At 64.5% G+C, this 13,056-nt stretch carries 10 protein-coding genes; 3 read left to right on the plus strand and 7 right to left on the minus strand.

From position 1 onward, the window contains the following. Nucleotides 1–32: 32 nt before the first annotated feature. Genes ACIGJD_RS15470 through ACIGJD_RS15480 form a run of 3 tightly spaced genes read right to left on the minus strand, consistent with a single transcriptional unit; the run spans nucleotide 33 to nucleotide 3,466 of the window. The gene (locus ACIGJD_RS15470; protein ID WP_483686931.1) at nucleotides 33–998 is read right to left on the minus strand and encodes a C-terminal binding protein; all 966 of its coding nucleotides are present in this window, start codon (nucleotides 996–998) and stop codon (nucleotides 33–35) included. A gap of 34 nt (nucleotides 999–1,032) precedes the next feature. Further along, nucleotides 1,033–1,944 carry a dihydrodipicolinate synthase family protein gene (locus ACIGJD_RS15475; protein ID WP_483686932.1) on the minus strand — a complete coding sequence of 304 codons (912 nt, stop codon included), beginning with the start codon at nucleotides 1,942–1,944 and terminating at the stop codon, nucleotides 1,033–1,035. A gap of 40 nt (nucleotides 1,945–1,984) precedes the next feature. After that, nucleotides 1,985–3,466, minus strand: a complete 1,482-nt coding sequence (locus tag ACIGJD_RS15480) for an MFS transporter (protein WP_483686933.1) — start codon at nucleotides 3,464–3,466, stop codon at nucleotides 1,985–1,987. A gap of 309 nt (nucleotides 3,467–3,775) precedes the next feature. Between ACIGJD_RS15480 and ACIGJD_RS15485 the strand changes: the two genes are divergently transcribed. Further along, nucleotides 3,776–4,990 (plus strand): alpha-hydroxy acid oxidase, encoded by a 1,215-nt coding sequence (locus tag ACIGJD_RS15485; protein WP_483686934.1) that lies wholly within the window; start codon nucleotides 3,776–3,778, stop codon nucleotides 4,988–4,990. A 31-nt stretch (nucleotides 4,991–5,021) separates the two neighbouring features. Here the strand turns inward: ACIGJD_RS15485 and ACIGJD_RS15490 are convergent, their stop codons facing one another. After that, entirely contained in the window at nucleotides 5,022–5,777 is a 756-nt protein-coding gene (locus tag ACIGJD_RS15490) for an IclR family transcriptional regulator (RefSeq protein WP_483686935.1), read from the minus strand. A gap of 128 nt (nucleotides 5,778–5,905) precedes the next feature. Between ACIGJD_RS15490 and ACIGJD_RS15495 the strand changes: the two genes are divergently transcribed. Both ACIGJD_RS15495 and ACIGJD_RS15500 read left to right on the plus strand, forming a co-directional pair. Beyond that, nucleotides 5,906–7,378: an aldehyde dehydrogenase (NADP(+)) gene (locus ACIGJD_RS15495; protein WP_483686936.1), complete on the plus strand. Its 1,473-nt coding sequence runs from the start codon at nucleotides 5,906–5,908 to the stop codon at nucleotides 7,376–7,378. Continuing rightward, on the plus strand, nucleotides 7,375–8,556 hold the full coding sequence (locus tag ACIGJD_RS15500; protein WP_483686937.1) for a fumarylacetoacetate hydrolase family protein: 1,182 nt from the start codon (nucleotides 7,375–7,377) through the stop codon (nucleotides 8,554–8,556). The genes ACIGJD_RS15495 and ACIGJD_RS15500 overlap by 4 nt, the downstream gene beginning before the upstream one ends. A gap of 64 nt (nucleotides 8,557–8,620) precedes the next feature. Here ACIGJD_RS15500 and ACIGJD_RS15505 read toward each other — a convergent pair whose 3' ends face one another. The 3 genes from ACIGJD_RS15505 to ACIGJD_RS15515 all read right to left on the minus strand — a co-directional run bounded on the left by ACIGJD_RS15505 (nucleotide 8,621) and on the right by ACIGJD_RS15515 (nucleotide 13,023). Continuing rightward, nucleotides 8,621–9,031 (minus strand): hypothetical protein, encoded by a 411-nt coding sequence (locus ACIGJD_RS15505; protein WP_483686938.1) that lies wholly within the window; start codon nucleotides 9,029–9,031, stop codon nucleotides 8,621–8,623. 454 nt (nucleotides 9,032–9,485) lie between these two features. Beyond that, nucleotides 9,486–11,678: an acyltransferase family protein gene (locus tag ACIGJD_RS15510; protein WP_483686939.1), complete on the minus strand. Its 2,193-nt coding sequence runs from the start codon at nucleotides 11,676–11,678 to the stop codon at nucleotides 9,486–9,488. An 85-nt stretch (nucleotides 11,679–11,763) separates the two neighbouring features. After that, on the minus strand, nucleotides 11,764–13,023 hold the full coding sequence (locus tag ACIGJD_RS15515; RefSeq protein ID WP_483686940.1) for a MinD/ParA family ATP-binding protein: 1,260 nt from the start codon (nucleotides 13,021–13,023) through the stop codon (nucleotides 11,764–11,766). Nucleotides 13,024–13,056 lie beyond the last annotated feature (33 nt).

Here is a 13,056-nt window from a genome sequence, read left to right on the forward strand (position 1 = left end):
TTGGCCCCCGCACCGGCGGGCACCGGGGATGGCTAGTTGAGGACCTCAGGGTTGACGATGTTGCGCGGCCGGCGGCCCAGGACGGCATCCACCACGTTCTCCGCGGTGCGCCGTTTCAACTCGTCACTGGACTCCTCCGTGTACCAGGCGGTGTGCGGTGTCAGCACAACGCGCTCAAGGTCCAGCAACGCACTGTTAAGGGGAAGGGGCTCTTCCTCAAAGACGTCCAGGCCTGCCGCGTGGAGCTTTCCGTTCTTCAGCGCGTCAACAAGGGCCGCGGTGTCAACTACCCCGCCGCGGCAGGTGTTGATGATGGTGGCCCCCTTCTTGAACTGCCCCAGCGTGCGTGCGTTGATCAGATGGTGCGTGTGCTTGTTCAACGGCACGTGCAAAGATACGACGTCGGACGCGGCCAGCAGTTCCTCCAAGGTCACCACCTCGATGCCCTCCTTGGTGGTGGTCCCCGGGGTGTGGAGGGGATCGTAGCCCAGGGCACGGTAGCCCAGAGCCTTGGCCTTGGCTGCGGTGGCCGCCCCGATCAGGCCCAGTCCGATCACGCCGAAGGTCTGCGAGGAGAAGCGGCGGATCGGCTTGACCGAGTCGAGCCGGGTTTCCCCGGCCCGCACTCCCCTGTCCAGGTCCGGGATGCCGCGCGCCAGCGTCAGGGTCAGCGCAATGGCGTGGTCGCTGACGTCCTCCACACCGTAGTCGGGCACGTTGGACACCACCACACCGAATTCCGTTGCGGCTGGGACATCAACGGTGTCCACGCCTACCCCGTACCGGCTGACGGCTTTCAGGCGCGGCAGGCCCTTGAGGACGCGTTCGGTAATGGGCGCGTACTGGACGATAAGTCCGTCCACATCGGCCGCAGCGGCCAGGACGTCATCCTCGGTCCTGCAGTTGGCCCGTACCAGTTCAACACCGTTGGCGTCCGCCACGGCCTGCTCCTGGCTGATCGACTCGAATTCGTAGTCGGTGATTAGTATGCGCGGCATGCCCGTCCCTTCCTCTTCCTGCATCCCCTGATCCTCACGCCCAGCGGAGGACCAGGGGGTCCTTGCGCTTGGCCATCTCCACCAGCTGCGCACGGGTGTGCGGGTTCAGCTCCCCTACCGGATGGCGCGTCCTGTCGCTGGCAATGATGTTGCCTTCCTTCATCAGGACTTTAGTGGCGCGCAGGCCGCACTGCCGGTTCTCGAAGTGGATGAACGGAAGCAGGTCTTCCCAGGCGTGGATCGCCTTGTCCCGTTCGCCCGCGTGGAAATCCCGCACGATCTGGCCCAGCTGGTCCGGAACCATGCAGCTGCTCATCGTGCCCAGGGCCCCGGCTTCCAGGTCCGGGATGAGCGTGATGGCTTCCTCGCCGTCGAAAAGCCCGGGCAGCGACGGCCCGGCCGCGGCGCCGAGGGCGCGCAGCTTGTCCGCCGCCTGGGGCATTTCGATCTTGGCGTAGTTCACCTGGGGCACCTCCCTGGCGATCCGGGCCAGGAGGCCGACGGACAGTGGTGTGGTACTCATCGGCGCGTCCTGGATCATGATGTCGATGTCCAGGCCATCAGCCACGCGCTTGAAGTACTCCACCACGGCGTCGTCGTCCACCTTCATGGTGGCCCCGAAGAACGGCGGCATGAGCATCACCATTTCCGCGCCGAGCTCCTGGGCCCGCAGGCTGCGTTCCCGGGCGATCCGCGTGCTGAAGTGGCTGGTGGTAACGCAGACCGGCAGCCGTCCGTCCAGGTGCTCCATGGTGGTCCGGAGCACCTGCTCGCGTTCCCCGTCGGTCAGCGAAAACTGCTCCGAGTAGTTGGCCAGGATGCAGACGGCGTCGGACTGTCCGTCCACCAGGTAATCCAGGACCCTGCGCTGGCCGTCAAGGTCCAGTTCCTCGTTGTCGGCGAAAATGGTGGGCGCTACCGGCATTACGCCAGTGATGGCACTCATGGTTGTCCTTCAGGGGTTGTAGGGGTTGCGGGCGCTTGGATCAGCGGTTTGCGCTGACGGCGGCCACTGACGCGTCCTCGTAGTCTTCGGCGTCGATGTCGCGGCCGTGCGGGTCCCACTTGTTGACCAGGATCACCACGATGGCGATGGCGGGCACAACGGCGAGTACCAGCAGCGCCCTGGTTCCCCAGGCTGCCGTGGCCAGGGGCCAGAACACCAGGCCGGCGATCGCGCCGAGGCGGATGCCGATCTGGGTGAAGCCGGTGCCGGCGCCGCGCAGGGACGTGGGGTAGGACATGGTGGCCATGGTCATGCCCTGGGCGCCGGGACCTGCTGCGTGGCAGAAGATCAGGAGGCCGATCACCAGGGCGCCGATGAAGGACCAGGCACCTTCGACGTTGCTGAGGCTGCCGGCGATGACCATGCAGGTGAAGGTGCCGCAGAACCCGAGGAGTGACAGCTTGCGCGGGCCGATCTTGCCGGAGAGGCGGGCACCGATGAAGCCGCCGGTGACGCCGAAGGCCAGGTTGAGGATCAGCGAGGACACGATGTTGGTCATGACGTTCTGGGTGTGCAGCATGGCGAGCACTATCTGCCCGACGAAGAAGCCCACGGCGTAGTACTCCATGGACTGGCTGGCGTTGATGACGAGGGCCAGGCCGGTACGGCCGCGGTACTTCTTGCCCACGAGCTTGCCCCAGGCCTGGGTCAGGGTCATCTGGAACTGCTTGCGCTCGGCGCGGGGGTCCACGGCGTCTTCCGCAACTTCGGCGTCCACGTTGTAGGTCCGCTTGAGGATCTTGGCGGCTTCATGCAGGCCCAGGTTCTGTGCCGCCCAGGACGGGGACTCAGCCATGTACTTCTGGCGGAAGATCATGATCAGGATGGCAGGGACGGCACCGAAGCCCACAACGATGCGCCACATCTGGTTTTCCGGCCACTGCATGCCCTGGAAGAGGAAGTACACGGGGATCAGCAGCGCGAAAGTGGAGGCGACGGCGGCGTACCACATGGGCTGCCAGAGCGAGACGGTGCCGCCTTTCTTCTTCCGTGAGGCGTATTCGGCCAGGAAGCTGAAGGCGACGGGGAAGTCGACGCCGATGCCCACGCCCATGATGAAGCGGGCAATGATGAGGGTCCAGACGTCCGGGGCGACGGCGCAGGCGATCGCTGCGACAACGAAGAAGACCATGTCCGCCATGAACACCTTGAACCGGCCCAGCTTGTCCACGAAGTACCCGCCGAAGACCGATCCCACCAGGGCGCCCACCATGATCGAGGCGGACACCACGGACAGCATCTCGGGAGTCAAGTGGAAGTCCTTGGAGATGTAGGGCAGGCCAAACGCCACCGAGGTGAAGTCGTAGGCGTCCAAGAAGATGCCGCCCAGGGCGATGAGGGTAATGGCGAAGGATTTACCCGTCCTGAGGGTACCGCTGTTGATGAGGTCGGTGACGTCCTGGGCGGAGCGCAGGACGATCCGTCCGCCGCTGGAGGCAGCGGCGTTGGGGACTGCTGACATTGGGGGTCCTTTCGAAAGCCCACAGCTTTGTGGGTCTCGCAACTTGGCAAGTTCATTGTTCGATATTTCGAACGTTGGTCGATGTGGCGATCAAGCATTCGCTGGGGTAGGGTGATCGGGAACACAAAGGAGTCTAGGGATACCACCCCGGACCGTCAAGCGATGAAGCGGAATTTGGACGGAAATGCCTGCGCCAGCGGCAATGCAGCCGCCAGCGGCCGCGGGGCCCAACCACCAAACTGCCAGACTCACCAGCGCCAGCTTGCCGACCTTTGTACTAAATTTCGAACGTGAAAGGGGTTGCTCCCTATGGAGGACCGTCAACTGCCCAAGTGGTCCGAGATCCGCGAACTTGTCCAGTTCCGGAGCTTCGAGCTGGATCCCGTGCAGCGAAGGCTTGCCCGGGCGTTCACCATCGCGGACCTTCGCGCAATGGCCCGGAAGACCACGCCGAAAGCTGTCTTCAACTACACGGACGGCGCCGCCGAAGAAGAGATCACCATCGCGCGGTGCCGGCAGGCCTACCGTGACGTGGAGTTCTCCCCGGCGGTCCTCCGCGATGTCTCGGATCCCGATCCGTCCACGAAGCTTTTTGGCCGCACCATCGACTTCCCCCTGGTCCTGGCTCCCACCGGCTACACGCGGATGATGCACAACGACGGCGAGAAGGCGGTGGCGCGGGTCGCGGCCCGGAACAACATCCCGTACACCCTCTCCACGGTGGGCACCACCACCGTGGAGGACCTCGCCAAGGCGGTGCCTGAAGGGAACAACTGGTTCCAGCTCTACATCGCCAAGGACCGGAGCAAGACGGAGGGCCTGCTGGAGCGGGTGCTGACCAGCGGCTACGACGTCCTGATGGTCACCGTGGACACCCAGGTGGGCGGCGCCCGCGTCAGGGAGCTGCGTGACGGGCTGACCATCCCGCCCACGTTGTCGCCGAAGACCTTTGCCGACATGGCGTTGCACCCGTCCTGGTGGTTCGACAAACTCACCACCCCACCCATCGAGTTCGCGTCCCTCCGGGGCTTCGGCGGAAATTCGGCGGAGGTGGCGGACCAGGTGTTCGATCCCGCCCTGACGTTCGAGGACATCGCGTGGCTGCGTAAAGTGTGGCCGCACAAGCTGCTGGTCAAGGGCATCCAGACCGTCAAGGATGCCGAACGGGTTGTGGGGCTGGGCTGTGACGGTGTTGTGCTGTCCAACCACGGCGGCCGGCAGCTGGACCGCTCCCCCACCATCCTGAAGATCCTCCCGAAGGTCCGCGAGGCCCTGGGCCCGGACGCTACGGTGCTGATCGACAGCGGCATCATGTCCGGCAGTGACATCCTGGCCGCCGTCGGCTTGGGTGCCGATGCGGCGATGGTGGGCCGGGCCTACCTCTACGGCCTGATGGCCGGCGGCGAGCGCGGCGCCGCCCATGCCGTAAAGATCCTGCGCTCCCAGTACGTACGATCCATGCAGCTGCTGGGCGTCAAGTCCACGGTCGGCATTTCGGGCGACCATGTGGCGCTGGCCGGCTGACCGCCAAGGGTGCGTCCCGCTCCCCCAGCCGTCAGCGGTAGCCGAGCTCGGCACTCAAGCGGGCAGCGCCGTCGGCCGCCATCGCCGACCATTCCTCCACCGGGCGCTGGTTCCAGCGCATGTCCGGAACGGAGATGCTCAGGGCCGCCACCACTGCGCCGGTGTGGTCCCGGACCGGCGCAGCCACACAGGAAACGTCCGGGGTGGACTCCCCGGACTCGAAGGCCAGCCCGGAGGCACGGATCTCGTCCAGGACATTGGCGAGCGTGTGGGGTTCAGTGATGCTTTTGGGGGTCAGTTTGGCAAGGCCCTTGGTGAAGATGCGCTTGCGTTCGGCGTCCGGCAGGTACGCCAGGAGGGCCTTGCCCACGGCGGTGCAGCTCGCCGGAAGCCGGCCGCCCATGCGCGAGACCATGCGCACGGACTGGGTGCTGTCCACCTTGCAGATGTACACCACGTCCGCGCCGTCCAGGATTCCCACATTCACGGTCTCGTCGCACTCCCTGCCCACGGACTGGGCGATGCGCAGCCCGACGGCGTGCAGGTCCAGCCGTTCGGCGAACGCGTTGCCCAGCCGGAAGACGCTCAGCCCCAGGTGGTAGGTGGCGGTGGCATCGTCCCGGCGGAGGTATTTGCGCTCCGTAAGGGTGGTGAGCAGTTCGTGGACAGTGGTCCGCGGAAGGCCGGTCCGTTGCACCACCTCGGGTGCGGAGAGACCGTGGCGGGCGTCCATGAAAAGCTCCAGGACATCGAGGCTCCTGACGACGGCGGGGGTCAAGCGGGGCACGTGGAGTCCTTTCGTTGGGGGCGCGTTGGCTTAGCGCGGCTTCCAGTCTACGCGCACCGTTCGAAATATCGCACATTGTTCGACAAGGGAAGAATTTGGAACTAAAGATGATTCCAGGAGGAAACAACATGCACACCAAACCAGAGCAGGTCGAGAACCAAATAGTGGCCGCGCACGCGGCCTACGAGCAGGCCCGGGACGTGGAACCGCAGGTCCGCGGGTCCTGGCTGGAGGCCATCGCCGCCGCCCTCGAAGCCAACGCGGACGAACTCGTGGGCCTCGGAGAGCAGGAAACCCACCTGGACCAGGGCCGGCTGCGTTTCGAACTGAAGCGCTCGGTCTTCCAGCTGCGCCTCTTCCGCAGCGAAATCCTTGCCGGTGAGCACCTGGGCGCCATCATTGACCACGCCGACCAGAGCTGGGGAATGGGCCCCCGTCCGGACCTGCGCAGGGTCAACGTGCCCCTCGGGGTCGTGGGCGTCTTCGGTGCCTCCAACTTCCCCTTTGCCTTCAGCGTGATGGGCGGGGACACCGCCTCCGCCCTGGCGGCCGGCTGCGCCGTGGTGCACAAGATTCATGAAGGGCACCTGCAGCTGGCGCTGCGCACGGCGGCCCTCGTCGAGGAGGCGCTTGCTTCGGCAGGTGCGCCCCAGGGACTGTTTTCTGCCGTGGTGGGCCGCCAGGCGGCCGAAGCCCTCGTTGACCATCCGCTGACCAAGGCGATTGGCTTCACCGGCTCCACCGCGGGCGGCCGGGCACTTTTTGACCGGGCCTGCCGCCGCCCCACGCCCATCCCCTTCTACGGCGAGCTGGGCAGCATCAACCCCGTGTTCGTCACGGAGCAGGCCTGGTCCGAGCGCCGGGACGCGATCCTTTCCGGCTACGCCGCATCGTTCACCGCCGGGATGGGGCAGTTCTGCACCAAGCCGGGGCTGCTCTTCGCGCCGGTGGAGGATACCGACGAGGTAGCCGCCCTGCTGCAGCAGGAGCTTGAGTCCAAGAGCCTGGCACCGCTCCTGAGCCCGAAGCTCCGTGAGGGCTTCGACGCTGCCCTGGACAAGGTGCGGTCTGCCGAGGGCGTGGACGTCCTGGTGAAGGGCGACGACGCCGAAGCTCCCCGGCCCACTGTGCTGGCCACCACCGCCGAGGCAGTGCTGGCACAGCCGGAGCTGCTGGAGCAGGAGATGTTCGGCCCCGCCACCCTGATCATCCGGTACCGTCCCGGAACCGACCTCACCGAGCTGGCCGGCCTGCTGGAGGGCCAGCTGACCGCCACTGTCCAGGGTGAGCCGGAGGAAAAGCTCGATGACCTGCTGACGGTGCTGCGGGAACGGAGCGGCCGGCTGGTGTGGAACGCCTGGCCGACGGGAGTCAGTGTCACCTACGCGCAGCAGCACGGCGGGCCCTATCCTGCCACCACCGCAGCCTCCACCACCTCCGTGGGCACCGGCGCCATCGGGCGGTTCATGCGCCCGGTTGCCTACGACTCCTTCGCCCCGGAGCAGCTTCCGCCTGCCCTCCGGGATGACAACCCCTGGAACATCACGCGGCGGGTGGACGGAATCCACCAGCCTGCCGGACAGAAAGCTGAAGCACGATGACAACTGTTACTGCAGGCCAGGTCCTGCCCGCGGATGCGGACAGGGCCCTTTTGGTGGGGCGCGTCTGGGACCCGGAGACGGGCGGGCCGCGCGTGGTCTCCATCAGCGGACAGGACGTCTTCGACCACACCCCGCACGTCCGCACCGTTGCGGAACTTATGGACCTGGACGACCCGGCGGGTCTCATCGCTGCCACCCGTGAGTCGCCCAGCTGGAACCTGGCGGCGCTGATCGATGCTTCCCTGGCGCAGGACACGGAACGCCCGTACCTCCTGGCCCCGGTGGACCTGCAGGTGGTCAAAGCCTGCGGCGTGACGTTCGTGGACAGCATGATCGAGCGGGTCATTGAGGAGCGGTGCGGCGGGGATTTCCACCAGGCCGCGGCCGTCCGTGAGTCCGTCCTGGCTGTTCTTGGCTCCGACCTTGCCAGTGTGCGTCCCGGTTCCGAGGAGGCCCGGCAGGTCAAGGAGGTGTTGACGGCCAAGGGGATGTGGTCCCAGTACCTGGAGGTGGGGCTCGGTGCGGACCCGGAAGTCTTCACCAAGGCCCCGGTGCTCTCAAGCGTGGGGTTTGGGGCTCGAATCGGCATCCCGTCGTTCTCGAGCTGGAACAACCCGGAACCGGAACTGGTCCTGATCGTGGACTCCAGCGGCCGGGTACGTGGGGCAACCGTGGGCAACGACGTGAACCTGCGCGATGTGGAGGGCCGCAGCGCACTCCTGCTGGGCATGGCCAAGGACAACAACGCGTCCTGCGCCATCGGCCCGTTCATCCGTCTCTTCGACGACCGGTTCAGCCTGGAGTCGCTGCGGAGCGAGGACATCACCATGACCGTGGAGGGGACCGACGGTTACCGTCTTGACGGGAAAAACAGCCTGTCCCGGATCAGCCGGCCCTTCGAAGAGCTGGTGGGGGCCGCCTACGGCAGGCACCACCAGTACCCGGACGGCTTTGCCCTGTTCACGGGGACGCTCTTTGCCCCCAGCCAGGACCGGGATGCGCCGGGCCTGGGGTTCACGCACAAGGAGGGAGACCGGGTAACGATCCACAGCGCCCAGCTGGGGTCGCTGATCAACACCACGGGCACCGCCGAGGACCTCCCGGCGTGGAGCTTTGGGATCCGCGACCTGATGGAATACCTGTCGCGGTTTGTCCAGGTTCCGGTGCACGGGGGGTAGACCAAAACCTTGAAGGCAGGGCCCGCGCTGGGCCCTGCCTTTTGCGGTATCGGGGAATGCTGCACTACGCCAGATCTTCGAAGCTGTCCTCGCCCGGGCGCCAGGCCATCCACCGTCCGTCCGGGAAGCCGCTGAGTTCGGCAATCTCCACGAAGACCTCTTCCTTGGCAGGGTGGATCACGATGGTGCCCTTGTCGAGCTCGATGCGGATGCCGGAACCCGTCTCTTCACTCGTCGAGACCACCGCACCGGGAGCCAGCCGGCGCAGTGCATCGGCATACCCCAGCTCCCGCTCGCGCCACTGGCGGCCATCCTGCCGGACAACGGGCCACACGTAGCTGTTGAGCTTCACATGACCGGGATTTTGCTCGCCGTCGAACCGGAACTGCACGTAGTCATTGAGGACAAACTCCACGGAGTACAACCGCTGGTCTACGAGCCGCGACAGCAGGTCGTTAGGAACGTAGGACACCATCGAGCTTCCACCAGCTTTCTTTTCTCCTCGATCGCCGAATCCAGTGAAGCAGAAAGTGGCTCACGCTGCCGACGACGGCTGCCTCCAAGGCGCCGTTCCTGGGGGGCGATGTTGCTGCGCGTCCGTCGTTGCCGTGGACGTGGCAGGGCACTACTCCGGTAACCCCGGCGGCAGCGTCGGATGCATCAACAGTTCGAAGTCCTGGCTGCTAGGAACGTGGGTGGAGAACGACCTAGGGGACGTTGCCTTCGGCGGCATCGCGCCTCCAACCGCCTCCCGAGTGGATGACACCGCGGTCTATTGGTGCGATCGAACGAAGGTCACGATGCCCGCCAGGGGTTCTCCTACGTGGCGTCGGTGGTCGGGTCTGCGATCCAAAAGCGCAACTCCTGGCCATCGCAGCACCCCGACAGCGGCGCCGGGAACCTTGGATAGCTACTGACGGACGCTGGGCCTAGCTTCTCGCTGGGCCCAGCTTCAGGGACTCCGCGATGACCGGGCCGAGAGCCTTGGACATGATCGCGGTGAGGTGCCCAGTATCTGCATACACGGGTGTCGTCCCGATGAATGACGGGCAGACATTGGCCGTAGTGCAGAACCAGCTCTTTGTGGGAATGATTTCTGGCGCAGGTTTTACATTGACGGCCATGCCGGCGCTTTGAGTGGCTTTTGCAAGATCGTCGTAGCGTGAATCGGCCGAACCGGAGCAGTCGGCAGGCCTGCTGATACGCGTTACGCACTCCTGGAGGTTCTTGCCACCTGGAGGCGAATCCAGCACCACAATGCGTCCGGCAGCACCTTCGAGTGCGGTGAAAGTGGCCTCCGTACCTTTTTGCCATTCGTCAATCGCCGCACGGCCCGTTGCTTTGCTCGCGAGTGTCCCACTGGCTCCGCGAGAACTGGTCAGGAACACAATGTCCGGATGAATCTCCTTCACTTTCCCGATGGCCCAACTGCGGAAGGGGTTGCAGGATGGATGCGCTGATCCGTCGTCCTGAAGCATGGTCAACGTTGCTGCGGGGCACTGTTGCATGGTGTAGATGAGGACTTTATAACCCAAAGGTTCGAGCGCGGCCCGAATGCCTGGAGCGTAACTGATGGCCATCGAGTCGCCGAGGATTATCGCTGTCTTAGATGCCCCCGGCTGGCCGAAAGAGCAGCGCTGTGCGTTCGAAACTGGATCCGACTGGGAGTTGCGCTCCATAGCTAGGCAACCATCCTGCACCCACTCTGGAGCCTTAGCAGAAGGACCGAGGTCTTCCGGCTTCGGATTCAACTCTGGCCATTCGGATGCCGCTGCCGCGGCCTGAAGCTTTGCTGAGTGTGCGCTGATCGCCGTCGCTGCCGTTCCACTCCCAGGGACTGCGGGTGCTGGGACGGGTGCAGCGGAGGCAGGGCGGTTGGCCACAGATGCGTCATTCCAGAGCGCTCCGCCGACTACCGCGAGAGTCACAGCGGCCAGGACTCCAAGGTATGGCAATGGGTTCAATTTCAGCGGTTGCTTATTCTTCTTCACCGACTTCGGTTCCAGCCACGCTGACCTGCGAATGGGATCTTCAACGAGATGGAACGAAACTGCCGAGAACGCGAACACCGCGACCAGGAGCGCCACGCTGGTCAACGGTCCATTCGGGAGTAGTTCGGCAACAAGAATGGCGAAGGGGAAGTGCCATAGGTAGAGCGAGTACGAGATGTCACCAAGGTACCGCGACATTCGGTTGGTCAGCGGGTAGAGGAACTTCTGGTCTCCGCCGCACCCGGCCGCGATCACTAGGGCCGACGAAAGCACAGGCAAGAAAGCCCACGGGCCAGGAAACGCGCTTTGAGGGGTAATGGCGAACAGCGAGAAGCCAATTCCAGCAAGCCCAACGTAAGCAAGCAACGGCCGGGACCATGCTGGAATCTTTTCGAGAGCACCGGCCGCGACGGCAATAAGGGCACCAATACCAAGCTCCCAAGCACGGGAGAAGGTTGAAAAGTAGGCAACGGTCGGACTGGACGAGGTTTCCCACATTGCCCAAGCAAAGGAGGCCAGGATGAGGACGATCATGGCTAGCCCAAGAACTCGCTTGGCTCGGACCTCTGACCAGTTCGCCCGGGCAGCCCATCCGCCTAGAACCAAAACGATGAGCCACGGCCAGAGAACGTAGAACTGTTCCTCCACCGCCAACGACCAGAAGTGCTGTAGCGGGGAAATTGCCGCGCCGGCATTCATGTAGTCGGTGCCGATCAAAGCAAAGTGCCAGTTGGCGGAGAACAGGGCCGCCCAGACTGCATCGTCAGTTATGACGCGGGCGCGACCAGCGTTATAGAGGGCCCAAGCCGCACCTACCGTCACTAGCAGAACAAGCACCGCCAAGGGCATGATGCGCCGAACCCGACGGCGGTAGAAGTCGGCGAACGAGATCCTTCCCTGTCTGGCATGCTCCTTTAGCAGGAGCCCGGTGATAAGGAAGCCGGATATGACGAAGAAGATATCTACACCAACAAACCCGCCGGATGGCCAGCTGAAGAAGTGATCGGCAATCACTGCCAGGACGGCAACAGCTCGAAGACCCTGAATATCGGGACGGAAAGAAGAAGATTTCTTCTTCTGGCTTACTTTCGGCTGACTGGCATGGCGAACGCCAAGCGCGGATAGACCCACGATTCCCCCGTTTGATGTTTGAGACCTGCGCAAATTCTACCCGGTAGAAAAATCCGGTTATGCACCGTACGTGGAGGTCGAACGCTTAGCGGTACCCGTCCACAATCGCTGCGGCGATCTCCTTGTAGGCTCGCCGCGTCTCCGGCTTCAGAACGTCCAGCGTCACCAGATCGCCGTCGGCAACCCCACGATCGTGTGGCACCGCGATAAGCTCGCGGCAGATCCCCGAAAGGTGTTCCTCGATGGCGTCCTTGTCCACGCGGGAGGACACCTCGTCCTTATCTGTGATAACCACAATGGCGTTGCGCGCCAGGTCCTCGTACCCGTGGCTAGCCAGCCAGTGCAGGGTACTCCGCGCCCGCTTGGCGCCGGACACCGCGTAGCCCGCAGCTATCACCAGGTTGTCGGCCGACTGCAGGATCCCACTCATCGCATTGTGGGTCACCCCGGTGCCGCAGTCGGTCAGCACCACTGAGTAATAGCTGGAGATAAGTTTGCGGATGCGGCGGTACTCCTCGGCCGTCAGCGAGTCCGAGACCTCCGGGTCCTGCTCCCCCGCGATCAGGTGCAACCGGCCGGCGTGATGCATATACCGGGCCAGCGAGGTCAAGGAATCAATGGAGTCGATGTTCTCCAAAAGGTCAGAAATGGTCCGCGGCGTGGACTGCTGGTAAATGCCTTCACCCAGCGCGCGTTCCACCAGATCCCCGGAGTCCGGGTTGGCGTCGATGGCACACGGTGCGTCGCCGCGGTATTCAGCCAAAGTCAGTCCCACACCAACGGTGGTGGAGGTCTTGCCAATACCGCCCTTGAGGCTCAAGACCGCTGTGTTGTAGCTGCCTTGGAGCTGGCGGGATATGCGGCGGGCCAGTTCGTCTTCCTGGCGCTGTTTGGGCCCGGGGCCCAAATTCCAGGCGCCACCGGTCAGGTTGTAGAGAGCCCCGCGGAAACCTCCAACCGGCCGTGGCTTCTGTTCCTTAACGAACAGGCCGGGCGAGCTGATGAAGTCCGGCATGGGTGCGTCCGCGATCGTGTCGGCCACGGTGGGCCGGCTACGGCGGAAGGAGGGCGTTTCGGCAGGAGCGTCCGACGGCAGCACGGCAGCTTCAGAAGTCACGTCACCCGAGGCGGAACCAGCAGGAAGAACCGAGGTGATTGGCGCGGCAGGAGGCATTACCGGAGCAGAGGTTGCAGAAGAGGAAGGAGACACCGGCACAGCTGCAGCCGAAGGTGCGCGTGACGGCTTGGTGGCGTCCGCTGCCGCGGCTGCCTCCGCCCAGGAGCTGCGGCGCGTGACCGGCTTTCCGGCGTCGTTCGGGTTGGAAGGGGGCGTTACAGCGGGCATGGTTCCTGTCCAGGCATCCTGAACTGAGCCGTC

It is taken from the genome of Arthrobacter sp. E1SS-5 (assembly GCF_057073715.1).